Below are 19,828 nucleotides of genomic sequence, written 5' to 3'. Positions count from 1 at the left end.
GCGCCCGCCCCTGCGCTACGGGAGGCGCGGAGTGAGCGGCCCTCGGGCAAGCAGGTACTGGGCAGACTGCGCGACGGGGCGCATGGTCACAAGGTCGAGGTTGACGTGGCCGGGCGCCTCCAGGGCGTAGCCGATCACATCGGCGACGTCCTCGGCAGTGAGCGGGTTCTGCACGTCCTCGTAGACAGCAGCCGCACGGTCACGATCACCACCGACACGGTTCAGGGTGAACTCTTCGGTATAGACCATCCCGGGGGCGATCTCGATGACGCGCAGTGGCTCCCCATTGAGCTCGAGACGCAGGGCATTCACCAGCATCGACTCGGCGGCCTTCGCGGCGTTGTATCCACCACCTCCGGGATATGCAACCTGCGCGGCAGTCGAGGTCACGAACAGCAGGTCGGCATGACCGTCGGATGCCGCACTTCGCCGCAGCTGCGGGAGCAGCGCCTGCGTCAGCCGCTGCACGGCGAGGACATTGACGTCGTACATCCACTGCCAGTCCGACACGCGGCCCTCCTCGACACGGTCAGTGCCGCGAGCACCGCCGGCGATGTGTGCAACGGAGTGCACGGCTCCGGACCCGGCGAGAAACTCCGTCAGCGCGTCGATGTCGGCATCCGTCGTGAGATCCGCAGCGAACGCAACGGCTCCGGTCTCATCCTCCAGCGCCGCGAGGCGATCGGCGCGCCGGGCGACGGCCACGACCTCCCACCCGCTCGCGCGCAGACGGCGCACCGTTGCCGCACCGATTCCCGAACTGGCTCCCGTCACCACTGCGCGTCTGGTCATGCGTCAACGCTAGCTGGCACGGGCACGCGAAGTGTTACGTCACATTTCCATGCGGTTGTTGACAACGGCACGTCTTCGTACTCTCGGTGGTGGCCGGTCGACCCGCCGACCGACCCCGAAGACGCAAGGAGCACCTCATGTCCGCACCCGAGAACTGGAAGTTCGAGACCAAGCAGATCCACTCCGGCGCCGCCCCCGACCCGACCACGAAGTCGCGCGCGACCCCGATCTACCAGACCACCTCATACGTGTTCGACAACGCCGACCACGCCCAGAACCTGTTCGCTCTGGCCGAGTCCGGCAACATCTACACCCGCATCATGAACCCGACGCAGGATGTCGTGGAGCAGCGTGTCGCGGCGCTCGAGGGTGGCAGTGGCGCCCTCCTCGTCTCGTCCGGTCAGGCCGCTGAGACCTTCGCCGTGCTGAACATCGCGCAGGCCGGCGACCACATCGTCTCGTCGAGCTCGATCTACGGCGGCACCTACAACCTCTTCAAGTACACGCTCGCCAAGCTCGGCATCGAGACGACCTTCGTTGAGAACCAGGACGACCCCGAGGAATGGCGTCGCGCCGTCCGCCCCAACACCAAGCTCTTCTTCGCCGAGACCATCGGCAACCCGAAGATCAACGTGCTCGACATCCGTTCGGTCTCGGCCGTCGCACACGAGAACGGCGTGCCGCTGATCGTCGACAACACGATCGCCACCCCGTTCCTCATCCGTCCCCTTGAGCATGGCGCCGACATCGTCATCCACTCGGCGACGAAGTTCCTCGGCGGTCACGGCACCACCATCGGCGGCATCATCGTCGACGGCGGAAAGTTCGCCTGGTCGCAGAACGTCGAGAAGTTCCCCGGTCTGACCGAGCCGGACCCCTCCTACCACGGCGCGTCCTACACGACCGCGGTCGGCGACGGCATCGCCTACATCATCAAGGCGCGCGTGCAACTGCTGCGCGACCTGGGTTCGTCCATCTCCCCGATCAGCGCCTGGCTGCTGCTGCAGGGCATCGAGACGCTCTCGCTGCGTATTGAGCGTCACGTGCAGAACGCGCAGGAGATCGCGGAGTGGCTCGAGAACCAGGATGACGTCGCATCGGTGAACTACTCGGGTCTGCCGACCTCACCGTGGTACTCCGCTGCGAACACCTATGCACCCAAGGGTGTCGGTGCCGTGCTCTCGTTCGAGCTCAAGGGCGGTGTCGACGCCGGTCGCGCGTTCGTCGACTCGCTCGAGCTGTTCAGCCACCTGGCCAACATCGGTGACGTGCGCTCGCTCGTGATCCACCCGGCATCCACGACCCACTCGCAGCTCACGCCCGAGCAGCAGCTCACGGCAGGCGTTACGCCGGGCCTCGTTCGCCTCTCGGTCGGTCTCGAGAACATCGAGGACCTGAAGGCTGACCTCGCCCAGGCCCTCGCCGCGGCCCGCAGCGTCGGAGCAGCAGCCAACGCCTGACCTGCGTCTCGCGCCCGAAGGGTCGCGACACGCCGCACGGATCCCCGATCCAGCGGCGAGTTGCGACCCTTCGGCGTTCGAGTCCGGACGCGGGAAACGTCATATTGCGACGGGAGCCGGGGCAGACCCGGGAGAATGGGTGAATGGACTGGCAGACCTCGGAAGACACGGTGCCCTCATCGCCCGTGACCGAGGCCGACGCGCGCCTCCTCCTGGGCAGGCCCCCGGCGACAGGCGCCTGGCGTGACGGCGACCCCGCCGGCGACCGCCGCTTCGCCGCGTTCGGCACCTTCCGGACGGAGGGCGGCGCCGAGCTTCCCGCCTACCGCCTCGCCTTCGAGACGTGGGGCGAACTCTCCCCCGGGCGGGACAACGCGATCCTGATTCTCCACGCGCTGACCGGCGACTCGCACGTGCGCGGACCAGCAGGCCCGGGGCATCCCACCGACGGCTGGTGGGACGGGATCGTCGGGCCCGGAAGCGCCATCGACACGAACCGCTGGTTCGTGGTCGCTCCGAACATGCTGGGCGGATGCCAGGGGTCGACCGGACCTGCGACGATCGCACCCGACGGGTACGAATGGGCAGCGCGGTTCCCGTACCTCACGATCCGCGACCAGGTCCACGCGCAACGGCAGCTCGCCGACGCTCTCGGCATCGACGTGTGGGCAGCTGTCATCGGCGGCTCGATGGGCGGGATGCATGCACTCGAGTGGGCGATCGAATACCCCGACCGGCTCGAGCGGGTCGCCGTACTGTCTGCTCCCCCGGCGAACACCGCCGACCAGATCGCCCTCAATTCGGTGCAGCTCGATGCGATCCGGGTCGACCCGCGCTTCCAGGGCGGCGAGTACTACGATGCCGCTGACGGCGACGGCCCCCACCGCGGGCTCGCGCTTGCACGGCGCATGGCCCTGCTGAACTACCGGTCACCGACCGAGCTCAACCAGCGCTTCCAACGCTCCTGGCAGTCAGAGGTCAGCCCGCTGGGCAACGGCGGCCGGTTCGCGGTCGAGTCGTACCTCGATTTCCACGGCAACCGCTTCACGCGCCGCTTCGACGCGAACACCTACATCACGCTCGTGGAGGCGATGAACTCCCACGACGTCGGCCGCGATCGCGGCGGCATCGAAGATGCCCTGGCTCGCGTGAGCGCCACCGCGCTCGTTGTCGGCATCGACAGCGACAGGCTCTTCCCCATCGAGGGACAGCATCGCATCGCCCGCGGCATCCGCACCAGCCTCGACGGAGACCAGGCTGCGGTCATCTCGAGCGACTTCGGCCATGACGGCTTCCTCATCGAGACACCGACAGTGAGCACCCATCTGCGCCGGCTCCTGGAGAGCTGATCGCGCAGTCCGGCGGCGTCAGTCCTCGTTGCTGAGGGCCTGCTCGAGGCGCTCGAGCTTTCCGTCGAGTTCGCCGGTATAGCCCGGGCGGATGTCGGCCTTGAGCACGAGCGAGACCCGTGAACCGTGCGCGCCGACCGCCTCGGTGGCAGCCTTCACGACCGTGAACACCTCGTCCCACTCCCCCTCGATCTCGGTGAACATCGAGGACGTACGGTGCGGCAGACCCGACTCCCGAACGATCCGTACCGCCGCGGCGACGGCATCGTGAACAGAACCGTCGGCACGCCCTGTGCCACTCGGGGCGACGGAGAAGGCAACGATCATGAGGCAGACCTTTCGCTGACGGATGCAGGGCGTCTGTGCGGCGCCCGTGCCGAGGCAGACCCGCCCTCGCGGGCAATGCGCACCAGGTGGATGACCGACCACGCGAACATCACCACGAGGGCAAGGTTTCGCGCCGTGAGCAAGGCGACGACCCCGGGAGCAGGGTGGTCCGTCATGAGGAAGTTGTAGTAGATCGGGTAGACGATCTGCGTCAGAAGCCCGGCCGCCACCGCGAAGGCGGCGGGCCGCAGCCAGGTCGCACGGTCAACCACGAGCCCGTAGACCAGAGGCGCCACGATCCAGGTCATGTACTGGGGCGAGCCGACCTTGTTCACGACGATGAAGGCGAGAACCAGGGCGAACGCCAGTGCCGGATACAGCCGCACGATGTGCGCTCCACGGCGCACTCCCCACACCCCGAGCAGCAGCAATGCAAGCACGGAAGCCGCCAGCAGCGGTGTCATGAGGGCAACTACGGCGTCGACGCCGGGGCCGGTGACCTGGAACGTGAGCAGGTCGCTGGAGTAGTACACCTGGGAACCGGCGACATCGAGCGCCGAGAACCACAGGTACACGGCGGACACGGGAGCCTCAATCTGCAAACCCCTGCCGGTCTGGTCGCTGATGAAGCCGAACAGATACCGCCCGCCGCCGAGCGCGAGCACCACCGCGATGGTGGCCGCCGATACGATGACGGCACCGCCGACGATGGCGAGGCGACGTCGCACCGCGACAAGGGCTGCCGCCAGCAGGGCTGCGGGCCACACCTTGATCCAGGTGCCGGCGGCAAGCAATGCTGATCCGAGCCACGGCCGGCGAACGAGCCACAGGCATCCCATGATCGCCAGCGGAACCGTGATCCCTTCCAGGCGATACATACCCACGGGCCCGAGCGCAACCATGAAGGTGAGCCAGAACGCGGCGGCCAGCGCCCGACCGCGAGACCGCGCATCGCCGAGCAGCACGGCGAACGCGACGGCGTCCACCAGGGTCACCAGGATCGCCCAGGCCGGTGTGTACGACACTGCGGCCTCGAACAGCCACGCCGCGAGCATGGGTATGAGGGCCAGAACGGGATAGACCCACGGCTCGGTAATCCCGACGATCTGCCGTCCGGACGTCCCGCAGTAATCCATGATGCCGAGTGCGCAGCCCGACCACGGCTCGTAGACCAAGTACACGTCACCCATCGGTGCGTTGGGCAGCTGGTACCCCGCTACTGCAACGAATCCGTGTACGAGGGCGAACGCCACCCACATCCAACCCCGCCGTGCCACGCAACCATCCTACGGAAGCGGCGGGGTCCGCCCCGTCAGCACGCCCGTCGCGCCGATCACGATTCGATGAGCATTGGCGTCGTGTGCGGGCCCGCGAGAAGGCGGCCCACCACGACCGGAAGATGCTCGGCGACATCCAGCGCCGTGATCGGTCCGCCGGCCACGGCCTCCGACGCGGTCTGGGCGGCCTGGCCATGAAGCCACGCAGCAGTCGCCGCACACGCGGCGAGCGAGACCGATGCGCGTCGCGCAACAGCCCCGGCTGTGACGGCCCCGAGGATGCCTGCCAGGACGTCCCCGGTCCCGGCAGTGGCGAGCCATGACGTCGGGGCTTCGATCGCGCACTCCCAGCCCTCCGGGGATGCCACGATCGTCGTGGCGCCCTTCAGCAGCACCACGGACCCGAGTGCCACAGCGGTCTCTGCTGCACCCGCCGCGCTGCGGGCACCATCCGGGTCGAGTCCGAGCGCAAAGCGGAGCTTCGCATGCTCCCCGGCATGCGGTGTGATGACTACCGGAGCTGTGGCGGATGCCGCAAGATCGAGCGCGCCGGCATCGACAACGACAGGATCAGGTCCGTCGAGAACCTCGCGCAACATGCGCGTCTCGGCATCCGTCCGATCCGCGGAGCTCGTACCCGAACCAATGACCCACGCCTGGACGCGGCCGCCAGCTGTGACGGTCTCGGGACGCCGCGCCAGCACGAGCCGTGTCGGTCGCGCCGGTCCGAGATAGCGCACCATGCCGATACCCGTGCGCCAAGCGCCCTCGACCCCGAGCACAGCGGCACCAGGGAATTGCCGTGACCCGGTCCGCAAGCCGACGACACCGCGGGAATACTTGTCGTCATGGGCGGTTGGTCTTCCCAGGACGCGGGTCGCGTCATCCGCCGCCCATGACCGCAACATGCGAGCAACCCTACCTCTGGAGAATCGATGAGTCTGCTGTTCACCCCCGTCGAGATCGGTTCTCTGCAGGCGCGCAACCGCCTGTGGGTCGCCCCCATGTGTCAGTACAGCTCGGTAGACGGGATGCCGAACACGTGGCATCTCACCCACCTCAGCTCGTTCGCGACCGGCGGCGCGGGCCTGGTGATGACCGAGGCGACCGCGGTCAGCCCCGAGGGACGGATCAGCCCTGAGGACACGGGTATCTGGAACGACAAGCAGCGCGACGCCTGGGCGCCGATCGCTGCAGAGATCCGCGCGCGAGGAGCCCTTTCCGCTATCCAGCTCGCGCACGCAGGCCGGAAGGCGTCGACATGGTCTCCGCTGAAAGCAGGTCGCGGGTCGGTTCCGGCAGCGGACGGCGGGTGGCAGGCGCTCGCGCCCTCGCCGATCGCCTACGACGGCTACGCCGTTCCTGCGGAGATGGATGACGCCGCAATCGCGAAGGTCGTCGAGGACTTCTCGGCAGCCGCCCGCCGCAGCGTCGAGGCCGGCTTCGATGTGCTGGAGGTGCACGCCGCGCACGGCTACCTGCTCCACGAGTTCCTCTCGCCGCTGTCGAATCAGCGGACTGATTCCTACGGCGGCTCGCTCGAGAACCGAGCCCGGCTGCTGCTCGCGGTGATCGACGCCGTTCGCGCTGCCGCGCCCACGACGCCCGTCATGGTGCGGTTCTCGGCCACGGATTGGGCTGAGGGCGGCTGGGACGTGGCCGATACCGCGACGGTAGCCGCCTGGGCCGCTCAGCGCGGTGCCGTGTTCTTCGACATCTCCAGCGGCGGCCTCGTCGCGCACCAGCGGGTCATCGCGGGTCCGGGCTACCAAGTGCCGTTCGCCCGCGAGGTGCGAGAGCGCGCGGGCGTTCCGGTGAGCGCGGTGGGGATGATCACCACGGGCACACAGGCCGAGGAGGTTCTCGCCTCGGGTGCCGCGGATGCCGTCATGGCGGCGCGCGAGTGGCTTCGCGATCCGCACTTCGCCCTGCGCGCCGCGACGGAGCTCGGCGATGACATCGAGTACTGGCCGGCGCAGTACGAGCGGGCCCGACTGACACGGATGGGGTGACCGCGGACCCCTACCGTTCGTTTCGCCAGCCCCGGCGGGTGGCATCCTGCACCTCGCCGACGAGTTCTTCGATGACATCCTCGAGGAACAGAACACCGGTGATGGTGCCGCCCGCGTCCCGCACCTGCGCGAGGTGCCGGCCGCGCTCCCGCATGAGCGCAAGCGCATCCTCAAGATCGGTGTTCTCGGTCACCGGAACCATGTGGTGGATGCGAGCGGGGTCGATCGGCCGCACAACGTCGGTCGCGGCATCCTCACCCTCAGCGGCGCGCAGGATGTCTTTGAGGTGGACGTACCCAAGCGGAATCCCCGCAGGGTCCACGATGACGTAGCGCGAGAACCCGTTCTTGGCCACGGCGCGCTCGATCTGCTTGGGCGTCGTGTTCTGCGGCAGCGTCAAGAGATCTGCAAGAGGCACAGCGATATCGCGAGCCTTCTTCTCCGTGAACTCGACGACTGCCGCGACGGTGCCCGCCGTGTCCTCGAGCACGCCCTCCATCCGGGACTGCGCCACGATCGTCGCGACTTCTTCGAGGGTGTAGGTCGACGTCGCCTCGTTCTTGGGCTCGACCCGGAACAAGCGAACGACGTGATTGGCGATCCAGTTGAGGGTGACGATGACCGGGTGGAAGACCTTCGATACCCACACCAGCGGCGGCGCGAGCATGAGCACCGCACGATCGGGAACCGAGAACGCCAGGTTCTTGGGAACCATCTCGCCGAAGACGACGTGGAGGTACGAGACGACGACGAGCGCGATGATGAACGCGATGACATCGACTGCGGCATAGCTCAGCCCGGTGAGCTCGAGCGGCACCGCCAAGAGGTGGTGAATCGCCGGTTCCGAGACGTTCAGGATCAGCAGTGAACAGATGGTGATACCCAGCTGCGAGGTGGCCAGCATGAGCGTTGCATGCTCCATGGCGTAGAGCGAGGTCTTGGCGGCACGCGAGCCACGCTCAGCCAGCGGCTCGATCTGCGATCTGCGCGCGGAGATGACAGCGAATTCAGCGCCGACGAAGAAGGCGTTGGCCACCAACAGGACGACCAGCCATGCCAGGCCCGCCCAGTCACTCACGAGGACACCTCCTCGTCAGCATCCTCACCGGGAAGGGCAGCGGGGACGAACCTCACCCGATCGACCCGCCTCCCGGCCATCCGCTCGACCGCCAGGGTCCCCTCCTCGAGCTCGACGCTGTCTCCCACGGCGGGGATCCGCTCGAGTTCGCTCATGAGGTAGCCCCCGACCGTGTCGTAGACGTCACCGACCGGGATGCGGATGCCGATCCGGTCGAGCACCTCGTCGGGCCGGAGCTCCCCCGGGAATACCACGTCCCGATCGATGCGGACGATGTCGGTGCGGCGCCGGTCATGCTCGTCGAGGACTTCACCGACGATCTCTTCGACGAGATCCTCGAGGGTGACGACCCCGGCGGTGCCGCCGTACTCATCGACGACGATCGCCATCTGGTATCCGCGGGAGCGGAGCTCGGCCAGCAGCGCGTCCAGGTGCACGGCTTCGGGCACGCGCAGCGGCTCGGTCGCGATCGCACCCACCGGAACCGTTCCGCGTCTGCCACGGGGAACACTGACTGCAGCCTTGAGGTGAGCGATCCCGACGATGTCATCCATCGACTCCTCGTACACCGGAAAGCGGCTGTGACCCGTGGATCGCGCGAGTTGGATGACGTCTTCGACGGAGTCATCGGATGCGAGCGCGTGAACGCTCGGGCGCGGCGTCATGACATCGGCGGCGGTCAGGCGCGCAAAGGTGAGGGAGCGGTCGAGCAATGACGCCGTGTCCTGTTCCAGGACACCGGCGCTCGCCGAACGGCGTACGAGGCTTGAGAGCTCCTCTGCCGAGCGCGCACCCGAGAGCTCTTCCTTGGGCTCGATTCCCACCGCGCGAAGGAACGCGTTGGCACTTCCGTTGAGCACGACGATGGCGGGGCGAAAGACGGTCGTGAAGGCAGTCTGGAACGGCACGACGAGTTTCGCCGTCTGCCGAGGGACGGCGAGCGCGAAATTCTTCGGTACGAGTTCGCCGATCACCATCGAAAAGATGGTGGCGATGCCGACACCGATGATCGCAGCGAGCGGACTGACAACGGCATCCGGCCAGCCCCACCCGGTGAACACCGGGCGCAACAGGCTCGAGATCGCCGGCTCCATCGTGTAACCGGTGAGAAGCGTCGTCAGCGTGATGCCCAGTTGTGCACTGGAGAGGTGCGTCGAGGTGATCTTGAGCGCGCTGATCGTCAGCGACAGGCGCGTCTCTCCCGCAGCCTGCCGCGCTTCGAGGTCTGCACGATCGAGGTTCACCAGCGCGAACTCGCTGGCGACGAACAGCCCCGTTCCGATCGTGAGCAGGAGCCCCACCCCCAGCATGATGAACTCCATCACGCATCACCCCCGGTCTGGGGTGCGGGTCGGTGGGGCGATCGTCGGCAACTCGGAGGGTCGTCCATCGTGAGGCGAGTCTACCGGGCGAGATAGAGCCCCCGGGCGGCGAACATCACCAGCTGACCGGGAGGGCCTTGCCTTCCTCGTAGCCGGCAGCCGACTGCAGACCGACGAGCGCGCGCTCGTGGAACTCGGGAACCGAGGCGGCACCGGCGTAGGTGAACGAGGAGCGCACCCCCGAGGTGATCATGTCGATGAGATCTTCGAGGCCGGGTCGCTGCGGGTCGAGGTAGATCTTCGACGACGAGATGCCTTCGGCGAACAACTCCTTGCGCGCTCGTTCGTAGGCGTCCAGGCGACCGAATCGCGCTTGCACGGCCTTGGTCGAAGCCATCCCCCACGACTCCTTGTAAAGGTTGCCGGCAGCATCGCGCTGCAGCGATCCGGGAGCCTCGATCGTGCCGGCAAACCACGAACCGATCATGACGGATGCCGCGCCCGCTGCCAGCGCCAGAGCAACGTCGCGCGGGTAACGCACACCGCCGTCAGCCCACACATGAGCACCGGCAGCGCGGGCCGCAAGCGCCGTCTCGTGGACAGCCGAGAACTGCGGTCGCCCCACCGCGGTCATCATGCGGGTCGTGCACATCGCGCCCGGCCCGACGCCGACCTTGATGATGTTCGCGCCGGCTGCAACGAGGTCGCCAACGCCCGCGCTCGTTACGACGTTCCCGGCCACGAGCGGCACACCGAGATCGAGGGCCGACACGGTGCGCAGCGCGCTCAGCATCCCCTCTTGATGACCGTGCGCGGTGTCGAGCACCAAGACATCAACACCGGCGGCCACGAGCGCTCGCGCCTTACCGGCCACATCTCCGTTGATACCTACGGCTGCCGCGACGATGAGGCGACCGTCTCGGTCGACCGCCGGTTGGTACAGCGTCGCGCGCAGGGCGCTTCGGCGAGACAGGGTCCCGACGACCTGTCCGTGGTGGACGACGCAGACGATCTCGACATCGGCAGCGACAATGACATCGAACGCATGCCGGGCGGACTCGATGTCATCGGCATCCACTGACGCGGGTCGTCCGCGTGTGAGATCACCCAGTCGAGCGTCGGGGAGGGCAGATCCCAGTCGGACAGCGGTCACGATGCCCTGAACGTCCTCGATCATGAGACGGTCGGTGGGCTGCGCGACGATCACGCCGTAGCCCTCCGTCGGAGGCAGCAGGGTCGTTGCGTCGGCAACTGTCGCGTCGGGGGGAAGAACCAGTGGCGTGTCCCAGGCTGCGGGCTGGTCCTTGACCCAGCGGATCGCGGCATCCAGTTCCTGCAGAGGGAGGTCCTGCGGAAGAACCCCGAGCCCGCCCCGGCGCGCGAGCGTGGCGGCAAGGCGCGCACCTGTGACCGAGTTCATGTTCGCTGAAACCAGCGGGATGGTGGCTGCAGTCCCATCGCGGGGCGAGAGGTCGACCTCGAGTCTGCTCCCCACGCCTGATCGGCGGGGAACGAGGAAGACGTCCGAGTAGGTCAGGTCGAAGGCCGGCGCATCACCGTAGAACTCCATGTGCGCCAAGCGTACCCGTCAATGCACTCAGCGGAATCGTGACCAATTCGCGGCGCAGCTCAGGTTCGGATGGCCTGCCGGGCCGTTCAGACGGACTACGCTGGTGTGTTGAACGACGCGGGCGCGACGACGATAGTCCGCGACGACAATCGTGACGAAAGCGGGCGATCTAACGTGTCGAGTCAGGTGACCGGCGTCGGCGTGTCGAACGAAAGCGAGTTCGGCGCAAACGAATGGCTCGTTGAAGAGCTATACGAGCAGTTTCGACAAGACCGCAACTCCGTAGACAAGGCCTGGTGGCCGGTTCTCGAGGCCTACCACTCCGCCACCGAGAACGGCGTGAAACCCGCCGGCGAGAGCGGCGCGAAGCCCTCGGGAGAGAGTGTGGCCGCGAAGCCCGCGTCAAACGACGCGCATCCAGTCACCGCGCCCACGCCGGTGATCGGCTCGCAGCCCGTTGCGCGCACGACAGCGCGTCCCGCCGCGGCCCAACCGATCCCGGCACAGGCCCCCGATACCGCACGCTCGGAGTCAGACGCCCCGCCGTCCGAGGACACGGTGACGGTCCTCAAGGGGATGCCGAAGACTCTCGCTGCGAACATGGATGAATCGCTCACCGTTCCCACCGCGACGAGCGTGCGCACCGTCCCCGCCAAGCTCATGATCGACAACCGGATCGTGATCAACAACCACATGGCGCGCACTCGGGGCGGAAAGGTGAGTTTCACGCACCTCATCGGGTGGGCCATCATTCGTGCCCTCACCGAGTTCCCGAGCCAGAACGTGTTCTACGCCGAGATCGACGGGAAGCCGTCGGTTGTCGCTCCAGCCCACGTCAACCTCGGTATCGCGATCGATCTCCCCAAGCCCGACGGCACTCGGGCACTGCTGGTACCGAGCATCAAGCACGCTGACACCCTCACTTTTGCCGAGTATCTGTCGGCTTACGAAGACCTGGTTTCGCGCGCCCGCAAGAACAAGCTCACCGCCGCGGACTTCCAGAACACGACGATCTCCCTGACCAACCCCGGCGGGATCGGCACGGTGCACTCCGTCCCCCGTCTCATGAAGGGGCAGGGATGCATCGTCGGCGCCGGCGCGCTCGAATACCCCGCCGAGTTCCAGGGCGCGAGTGAGAAGACCCTCAACGAGTTGGCGATCGGCAAGACGATCACCCTCACGAGCACGTATGACCACCGCGTCATCCAGGGCGCCGGCTCGGGAGAGTTCCTCAAGAAGATCCACGAGCTGCTCATCGGTGAGCGCCACTTCTACGACGACATCTTCGCCGAACTGCGGATTCCATACGCACCCATTCACTGGAATGCCGACATCAACGTCGACATCGCCGAGCGGATCGACAAGACGGCTCGCGTTCAGGAGCTGATCAACAGCTACCGCGTCCGCGGTCACCTGATGGCCGACATCGACCCCCTCGAGTACCAGCAGCGCACCCACCCCGACCTTGAGATCGAGTCGCACGGGCTGACGTTCTGGGATCTCGACCGGGAGTTCGTCACGGGCGGCTTCGGCGGCAAGCGCACGATGAAGCTGCGCGAGGTCCTCGGCGTGCTCCGCGACTCGTACTGCCGCACGATCGGCATCGAGTACATGCACATCCAGGACCCGGAGCAGCGGGCCTGGTTCCAGCAGAACCTCGAGGTGAAGTACACCAAGCCGGGCCACGACGAGCAGCTGCGCATCCTCAGCAAGCTCAATGAGGCTGAGGCCTTCGAAACCTTCTTGCAGACGAAGTACGTCGGTCAGAAGCGATTCAGCCTCGAAGGCGGTGAGTCCCTCATCCCCCTGCTGGATGAGATCCTGCAGGGTGCCGCAGAAACCGGGCTCGACGGAGCCACGATTGGGATGGCTCACCGTGGGCGACTGAACGTTCTGACCAACGTTGCCGGCAAAACGTACGGGCAGGTGTTCCGCGAGTTCGAGGGACGTGTCGCGATCGGCTCCAAGCGCGGCTCCGGCGACGTGAAGTACCACCTCGGGACCGAGGGCACGTTCGTCGCTGACGGCGGTGAAGAGCTTCCGGTCTATCTCGCAGCCAACCCGTCTCACCTCGAAACCGTCGACGGCGTCCTCGAGGGAATCACCCGGGCAAAGCAAGACCGACTGCCTATCGGAACCTTCTCGTGGTTGCCGATCCTGATCCACGGGGATGCGGCCTTTGCCGGCCAGGGCGTCGTCGTCGAGACCCTCCAGATGTCTCAGCTGCGCGCCTACCGCACCGGCGGCACTGTGCATGTCGTCGTCAACAACCAGGTCGGATTCACGACGCTGCCACAGGATGGCCGCACGTCTGTCTACGCGACGGATGTCGCAAAGACTATCCAAGCGCCCATCCTTCACGTCAACGGCGATGACCCCGAGGCGGTCGTGCGGGTCGCGCAGGTCGCTTTCGCCTACCGCGAGCGGTTCCACCGCGATGTTGTCATCGACCTGGTCGTCTACCGCCGGCGTGGGCACAACGAGGGCGACGACCCCTCGATGACCCAGCCGCTCATGACGAACCTCATCGAGGCGAAGCGGTCGGTGCGCCGCCTGTACACCGAGTCGCTCGTCGGCCGCGGTGATATCACGGAAGAGCAGTACGAGCAGGCCAAGAAGGACTTCCAGGATCGCCTGGAGCAGGCCTTCGCCGAGACACACGCCGCCGAGACCGGTTCTTCTCCGGTGGCGGGCGCCCCGATGACCGGCTCGATCGACACCATCGGCGAGCCCGAGACGACCGGCGTGTCGCGCGATGTCGTACAGCTCATCGGAGACGCGTTCGTCAACAAGCCCGATGGCTTCACTGTTCATCAGAAGCTGCAGCAGCTGCTCGACAAGCGCCAGGACATGAGCCGCAACGGCAGCATCGACTGGGCGTTCGGCGAGCTCCTCGCGTTCGGTTCGCTCCTGGTGGAGGGCACGAACGTCCGCATGGTCGGGCAGGACTCGCGACGCGGGACCTTCGTGCAGCGTCACGCCGTGTTCCACGACCGCGCCAACGGTCAGGAGTGGCTGCCGCTGGTGAACCTCTCCCAATCACAGGGACGCTTCTGGATCTACGACTCCCTTCTCAGCGAGTACGCCGCGATGGGCTTCGAGTACGGATACTCCGTCGAACGCTCCGACACGCTCGTGCTGTGGGAAGCGCAGTTCGGCGACTTCGCGAACGGCGCCCAGTCCGTGATCGACGAGTTCATCTCGTCCGCTGACCAGAAGTGGGGTCAGCAGTCGAGCGTCGTGCTGCTGCTGCCGCACGGTTACGAGGGACAGGGCCCCGATCACTCGTCGGCTCGCATCGAGCGCTACCTGCAGATGTGCGCTCAAGACAACATGATCGTGGCGCGGCCATCGACACCGGCCTCCTACTTCCATCTGCTTCGCCGTCAGGCCTACGCCCGCCCGCGCCGGCCCCTCATCGTGTTCACCCCGAAGGCGATGTTGCGTCTTCGCGGTGCGACAAGCCCCGTTGAAGACTTCGTGGGTGGCAGGTTCGAGCCGGTGCTCGACGACGATCGCGGTATCGACAAGAGCGCCGTCAAGCGCGTCCTGCTGCACGCGGGCAAGATTCACTGGGATCTGAAGGCGGAACTCGAGAAGAACCCGAACCCCGAGATCGCCCTGGTGCGCTTGGAGCAGTTCTATCCGGCACCGGTCGAGGACCTCAATCGCGTCATCGACGAGTACCCGAACGCCGAGTTGGTGTGGGTGCAGGACGAGCCCGAGAACCAAGGGGCCTGGCCTTTCATCGCCCTCGAGGTGGTCAAGCACCTGCACGGTCGCACGATCCGTCGTGTGTCCCGTGCCGCCGCGGCATCCACCGCAACCGGCTCCCCGAAGGTGCATGCCGCTGAGCAGGCGGAGATCATGCAGAAGGCGCTCACCCTCTGAACGTCACCGTGCTGGTCAATCCGGCGGCTCGAGCCGGAACGGGTGGCACGATTGCGAACCGGGCCGCAGAGCGGCTGCGCGAGCACGGCATCCGCGCAACCGTGATCAGCGGCGGCAGCGCTGCCGAGTCGACGGAGTTACTGAAACAGGCGGTGCGACTGGGCACGAATGCAGTGGCTGTTGTCGGCGGCGACGGAACGCTGTCTCTGGCGATGCAGGTTTTGGCGCACGGCGCGACGCCGCTGGGCATCATCCCGGCGGGAACGGGCAACGACCTCGCCGAGATGCTCGGCATCCGCGAGATGCGCCCTGACGATGCTGCCGACGCGATCGCCCGGGGTGTGACCCGCGAGATCGACCTCGCACGCATCCGTCGCCAGGGCCAGCCTGACGTCTACTTCGGGTCGGTTCTGGCCAGCGGCTTCGACTCGCGGGTCAATGACCGCGCCAACCGGATGCGGTGGCCTCGCGGCTCGTCGCGATACACCATCGCAATCCTGCGGGAGCTGGTCGCGCTGCGCAGCTTCGCGTACGAGGTCGAATTGACGGATGTCGAAGGCGCTGTGACGCGGCACGACGGCCCTCTTCTGATGGCGGCGGTTGCCAACGGAACCAGTTATGGCGGTGGCGTGCAGATAGCGCCTCGGGCAGACGCCGCAGATGGCGAGTTGGATGTCGTCCTCGTCCGCCCCACGCGGCGCGCGCGCTTTCTGCGCCTCCTTCCCCGCGTCTACCGCGGAACGCATGGAGATGTCCCCGAGGTGAGCATGCACCGAGCCCGGACGGTCCGCCTCAGAGCGCTGGGTGTCACCGCCTACGCCGACGGTGACCCGATCGGCCCTCTTCCTGTCGAGATCGATGTCGCGCCGCGGGCGCTTCGCGTCTTCGTGCCGTAGACGACGTGGACTGGCGTGACCTTCGCGCCAAGCACTCAGCCAGCGGGCGGAGCAAGGCCCAGACGGGGTGCGAGAGAGTCAAGCGCGAAGTCCAGGCCTCCGTCGAGGGCCTCGCCACCGTGGCCTGCACCGGCGATGGTGTCGGAGAACACCGTGAACCCGGCATCCGAGGCCAGGGCAGCATTCGAGACCTGACCCGGCCCGAACACGGTGTCCTGATCGCCGTGCGTGAACACGGCGACGTGCCCGGCGTACTGGCCTGCGCGAGCAACCAGAGCCGCGCTGGGCGACGCGGCCTGGAATGCAGCGGCATCCCCGGCGAAGACCTCATCGATGGTCTGCTGGACGTGCTCTGATCCCGGATACTCATTGCCCGAGATGTCCATCACGTTTCCCCAGATCTGCGGGTCCTGCGCGCCCCACGCGAAGGCGCAGGACCCTCCGTTCGAATAGCCTCCGATGACCCAGCGTGAGCGATCGGCCGTGACGTTGAGATGCGCCACAGCCCACGCGGGTATGTCCGTCGTGAAATACGTCGAGACAGCGCCGTATGTCGCGGAATCATGACACGCGGGGTCCCGATCGATGGCACCCAGCTGGTCCGCGACGACCGCGATGGGCGCAAGCCCGTTGTGAGCTGCAGCAAACCTGTCGAGCGCGGCAGCGATACTCGTCGGGTCGGGGGTGCCCGGCTGACCCATCATGAAGACGATGAGCGGAAGCCTCGGCGGGTTGGCGACAAGAGCAGCAGGCGGAAGGTAGAGCGCAGCATCCCTCGGCGAATACCCCTCGGCGGGGATGCGGTCCTCGCCCGATAGGGCGCTGACTCGACCAGTCGCCGGCAGGTCCGCGGGCGCCGCCCAGGTGGCGTAGAGGGTCGCGGGGTCATCTGTCGAGGTCGTGAGTGCGGGAAGCGGGAGGTCATCCAGTGCCTGGATGCCAAAGACTGCCGCCGGCGTGTGCGTCAGCCCGTATGACGAGTTGACCCCGAGCGCCGCGGCCATCAGCGCCGCCACAGCCATGACGACGGCGAGCAGACCCCGCCACCAGGGACGGGTGAACGCGACGACAAGGCCGGCGACCGCGAACCCGGAGCCTGCACCGATCCACAGCGCCGCGTGATCGGGTAACGGTCCGTCGAAGGCGCCGAGAGCCTCGGCGACCACGGCGAGGAGAAAGCCGCCGACACAGCCAGCGACCAGGGCGATCAGCCAGCGCCACGGATGTCTCGGGGCGGGCCACGCGATCACAACGGCCAACGCGACGACGATCGCGCACAGGACACCGAGGATCGGGCTATCGATCAGCTCGAGCGTCAGGAACCACTGTCTCATCGAGCACCGCCGTATCCGGCCCGGGCCACTGCGACGAGCTCGCGAGCCGACGGCTCCGATAGGTAAGCACGCAACACTGCGATACCGATGCCCGGAAGTTCCACGGGGTCGCTGTACGCGAGGTACAGCGTGCGATATTCCGGCCGGAACTTGCTCTTGAAGCGGAAGAGAGACGCGAAGCCGTACGCCGGTTCGAGTGCGGCAGCCACCTGTTCGAGAAGCGATGCGAGCAGCGTGCGGTCGCTTTCAGCGGCGCCGCCCGGCTTACTCGCCAGCGGAGCACCAGACAGGCTCACTACCTCCAGCCCGTCATCCTTGGCTCGAAGCGCGGTCTTGACGATGACAAACTCCATGAGACCGTTGGGACCGTCGACGCGGCGGCGCATATAGTCGAGGGTCCACCCCACGCGTCGACCCGATCGCCACGACGGCATCCAGCTCGTCACGACCTGGATACGCTCTTCGGGGTCGACCGCGAGTACCAGCGCCACATCCGGGTCCTTCGCCTCCTCGATCGACCCGAGCGTGAAGCCGAGCTCGGGGAGGGCCTTGTCGGCGACCCATTGCTCGTCGATCTCTCTGATCTGGGCGATCTGGTCAGCAGTGAGGTCATCCCATCGCGTCCACAGTGCAACAAACCCGTCTCGCTCAGCCCGCGTCATCGGCTGGCGCACCTTCTGCCAGGCCTTCCCCGTCAGTGTGAGCTCGGCGAGTACCATCACTGTCTCCTCACCGACCGATGTGTAGGCCCAGCCCATCTCCCGAAAGATCGGTAGGAACTCGTCATGGATGCTGTAAAAGGCCGGCGACCATCCCTGATCTGCGCAATGATCAACAAACGCCCGCACCGTCTGATCGCGCTGACCGGGCACACACAGCGGGTCCGCGATAGCGAGGGCAACATCGCCCACCCGCCGAAACGCCACGGCTCCTGTGCCGTCGGCGGTGTACCAGTGGTCGTTTCCGCGCCAGGTTCCCATGAACCCGAGGGTTCCGCCGCCGCGGCGAAGCAACCGGCGATAGCGCTCGTCGTCGGCGACGACAGCGTGCTGCGGGAATCGGTACATCCGCAGCATCGCGACGATGAAGACCGCCCAGAACAGGACACCCACCCACTGGTAGATCAGCAGCGCGGCACCGTGAGTAGGGTATGGCGGCTGCCCGAGGTTGCGCAGGAACGATGGCGGGACGAACCGGCGCAGCGTCTCGACCAGAAGGTCGGTGACACTGACGCGCTGAACGTAGGTCTGCCGGAAGATCGACTCGGCGACGAGGTGGGTTGCAGCGCAGGCAGCAAGAGTGGCGCTGACCGTTCCGGTGAACCACAGCACAGCGCGACGATCTGCCCGGACGGGAAAGAATCGCCGCAGCACGACCAGCGCACAGGCCATGGCCAGTGACACCCCGATTGCCGCGACAGCCCACAGCCCGTACTCCAGCCAGGTCGGATCGCCCCAGGGGCCGACCGAGACGGTTCCCGCGATGACGGACCAGATCGCCAGGACACCGATCAGCGCCTCGACCACAACCGCCAGGACGAGCGCAGAACGCCGACCACGGCGTAGGCCGAGGGCGGCGACCAGCAGCAGGGCGACCGGCACGAGCGCCATCAAACCCGGGCCGACGCCGCGCGTCACCACGACAGCGAGCTGATGGTCACAAAGCGGGCTGTACCGTGTCGCGCACAGGTCGATGAGGTTCTCGTCGTACTGGGTGAAGAACGACACGGCAAACGACAGCGGCCCCCGACCGCCGCCGGCCAGTACCGCCGCGAGCGGACCGAGGCCCGTCACCGCGACGACCAGTGCCGTGATGGAGCGCGTCTCTCGCGTGGATGATCGGTGCCAGGAACGTCGTGGGGTTCCGCGAACGAGCCACAGCCCCACCAGGAGCCCGAGCACTGCGGCCACGAGGCGGTACCACGCGTCGGTGTCACCGGCGTAGAGGGCGAACATGGCCAACACGGCGAAACCGACGACCCGGATGCGGCGACGCCAGAGGGCGGATGCCAGTGCAGAGGCAGCCATGAGTGCACCGACCATCGCGGTTGCCGGGTCAAGCACCGGTGTTTCCGCCGCCTCGACGGGACGCAGATCTGACACCGTCCACAGGAGGGCGTGGACGGCCGTGGCTACGAGGTTGCCGGCGAGGGCAACCACAAGCGTCACCCCGAGCAGCCGGAGGCGGCCCAGCAGCCTCTCGGCGTAGGCGAAGCCCGTCAGCGCAAGAAGAATCGTGAGGATCGTGTCAACAGCGGAGTCTGGAACGAAGATCGCCGTCAGCGGCGTCCACCAGCGGCCTTGGGAGAAGACCGCGACCGGTCCCACGCCCCAAAGCGATCCGTCGTCGCCCCACAACGTTCCGGTGAAAGCTGCGCACGCCAGGACGAGGCCCGCGGCTGACACCGCGACGACGTGTTCCGTGATGTAGCGTCTGACGACGCTCAGGCGTCGTGACGCAGCGAGATCGGGCTGTGCATGCTCGACAGCAGCCACCGGCGCACCTCCCGTTCACACGGTC

The 19,828-nt window shown here is 66.9% G+C and carries 14 protein-coding genes; 5 read left to right on the top strand and 9 right to left on the bottom strand.

Annotated features, from left to right (window positions below):
• Positions 1-15 precede the first annotated feature (15 nt).
• On the bottom strand, positions 16-792 hold the full coding sequence (locus BGO47_RS10885) for an SDR family oxidoreductase (protein ID WP_292711838.1): 777 nt from the start codon (positions 790-792) through the stop codon (positions 16-18).
• Between the two features lie 137 nt (positions 793-929).
• Between BGO47_RS10885 and BGO47_RS10880 the strand changes: the two genes are divergently transcribed.
• Together BGO47_RS10880 and BGO47_RS10875 are read left to right on the top strand one after the other, a co-directional pair.
• Complete coding sequence (locus BGO47_RS10880; protein ID WP_292711836.1) at positions 930-2,252, top strand: bifunctional o-acetylhomoserine/o-acetylserine sulfhydrylase; 1,323 nt, start codon at positions 930-932, stop codon at positions 2,250-2,252.
• Positions 2,253-2,395: 143 nt separating this feature from the next.
• Positions 2,396-3,601, top strand: coding sequence for a homoserine O-acetyltransferase (locus BGO47_RS10875; RefSeq protein ID WP_292711834.1), 1,206 nt, complete (start codon positions 2,396-2,398; stop codon positions 3,599-3,601).
• An 18-nt stretch (positions 3,602-3,619) separates the two neighbouring features.
• Here BGO47_RS10875 and BGO47_RS10870 read toward each other — a convergent pair whose 3' ends face one another.
• Genes BGO47_RS10870 through BGO47_RS10860 form a run of 3 tightly spaced genes read right to left on the bottom strand, consistent with a single transcriptional unit; the run spans position 3,620 to position 6,113 of the window.
• A complete protein-coding gene (locus tag BGO47_RS10870; RefSeq protein WP_292711832.1) occupies positions 3,620-3,928 on the bottom strand; it encodes a thiamine-binding protein in 309 nt (102 codons plus the stop codon).
• The gene (locus tag BGO47_RS10865) at positions 3,925-5,205 is read right to left on the bottom strand and encodes a hypothetical protein (protein WP_292711831.1); all 1,281 of its coding nucleotides are present in this window, start codon (positions 5,203-5,205) and stop codon (positions 3,925-3,927) included. The genes BGO47_RS10870 and BGO47_RS10865 overlap by 4 nt, the downstream gene beginning before the upstream one ends.
• A gap of 56 nt (positions 5,206-5,261) precedes the next feature.
• Complete coding sequence (locus BGO47_RS10860; RefSeq protein WP_292711829.1) at positions 5,262-6,113, bottom strand: ADP/ATP-dependent (S)-NAD(P)H-hydrate dehydratase; 852 nt, start codon at positions 6,111-6,113, stop codon at positions 5,262-5,264.
• Positions 6,114-6,140: 27 nt separating this feature from the next.
• Between BGO47_RS10860 and BGO47_RS10855 the strand changes: the two genes are divergently transcribed.
• On the top strand, positions 6,141-7,217 hold the full coding sequence (locus BGO47_RS10855; RefSeq protein WP_292711827.1) for an NADH:flavin oxidoreductase/NADH oxidase: 1,077 nt from the start codon (positions 6,141-6,143) through the stop codon (positions 7,215-7,217).
• 10 nt (positions 7,218-7,227) lie between these two features.
• Here BGO47_RS10855 and BGO47_RS10850 read toward each other — a convergent pair whose 3' ends face one another.
• The 3 genes from BGO47_RS10850 to BGO47_RS10840 form a co-directional block, all read right to left on the bottom strand.
• Positions 7,228-8,295, bottom strand: coding sequence for a hemolysin family protein (locus BGO47_RS10850; protein WP_292711825.1), 1,068 nt, complete (start codon positions 8,293-8,295; stop codon positions 7,228-7,230).
• Positions 8,292-9,617, bottom strand: a complete 1,326-nt coding sequence (locus BGO47_RS10845; protein WP_292712149.1) for a hemolysin family protein — start codon at positions 9,615-9,617, stop codon at positions 8,292-8,294. Before BGO47_RS10845 ends, BGO47_RS10850 begins: the two co-directional genes overlap by 4 nt.
• 115 nt (positions 9,618-9,732) lie before the next feature.
• On the bottom strand, positions 9,733-11,187 hold the full coding sequence (locus BGO47_RS10840; RefSeq protein WP_292711823.1) for a GuaB1 family IMP dehydrogenase-related protein: 1,455 nt from the start codon (positions 11,185-11,187) through the stop codon (positions 9,733-9,735).
• A 174-nt stretch (positions 11,188-11,361) separates the two neighbouring features.
• Between BGO47_RS10840 and BGO47_RS10835 the strand changes: the two genes are divergently transcribed.
• Positions 11,362-15,078 carry a multifunctional oxoglutarate decarboxylase/oxoglutarate dehydrogenase thiamine pyrophosphate-binding subunit/dihydrolipoyllysine-residue succinyltransferase subunit gene (locus BGO47_RS10835; RefSeq protein ID WP_292711821.1) on the top strand — a complete coding sequence of 1,239 codons (3,717 nt, stop codon included), beginning with the start codon at positions 11,362-11,364 and terminating at the stop codon, positions 15,076-15,078.
• Between the two features lie 8 nt (positions 15,079-15,086).
• Complete coding sequence (locus BGO47_RS10830) at positions 15,087-15,974, top strand: diacylglycerol kinase (RefSeq protein ID WP_292711819.1); 888 nt, start codon at positions 15,087-15,089, stop codon at positions 15,972-15,974.
• 35 nt (positions 15,975-16,009) lie between these two features.
• Here the strand turns inward: BGO47_RS10830 and BGO47_RS10825 are convergent, their stop codons facing one another.
• Both BGO47_RS10825 and BGO47_RS10820 read right to left on the bottom strand, forming a co-directional pair.
• Positions 16,010-17,308, bottom strand: coding sequence for an alpha/beta hydrolase-fold protein (locus tag BGO47_RS10825; RefSeq protein WP_292711817.1), 1,299 nt, complete (start codon positions 17,306-17,308; stop codon positions 16,010-16,012).
• On the bottom strand, positions 17,305-19,803 hold the full coding sequence (locus tag BGO47_RS10820; protein WP_292711815.1) for a DUF2156 domain-containing protein: 2,499 nt from the start codon (positions 19,801-19,803) through the stop codon (positions 17,305-17,307). The genes BGO47_RS10825 and BGO47_RS10820 overlap by 4 nt, the downstream gene beginning before the upstream one ends.
• Between the last annotated feature and the right edge of the window lie 25 nt (positions 19,804-19,828).

The sequence above is a fragment of the Microbacterium sp. 67-17 genome (assembly GCF_001898325.1).
Classification (GTDB): Bacteria; Actinomycetota; Actinomycetes; order Actinomycetales; family Microbacteriaceae; genus Microbacterium; species Microbacterium schleiferi.
The sequence above is the reverse complement of the archived record's forward strand: the minus strand, read 5'-3'. Positions and strand labels throughout refer to the sequence as shown.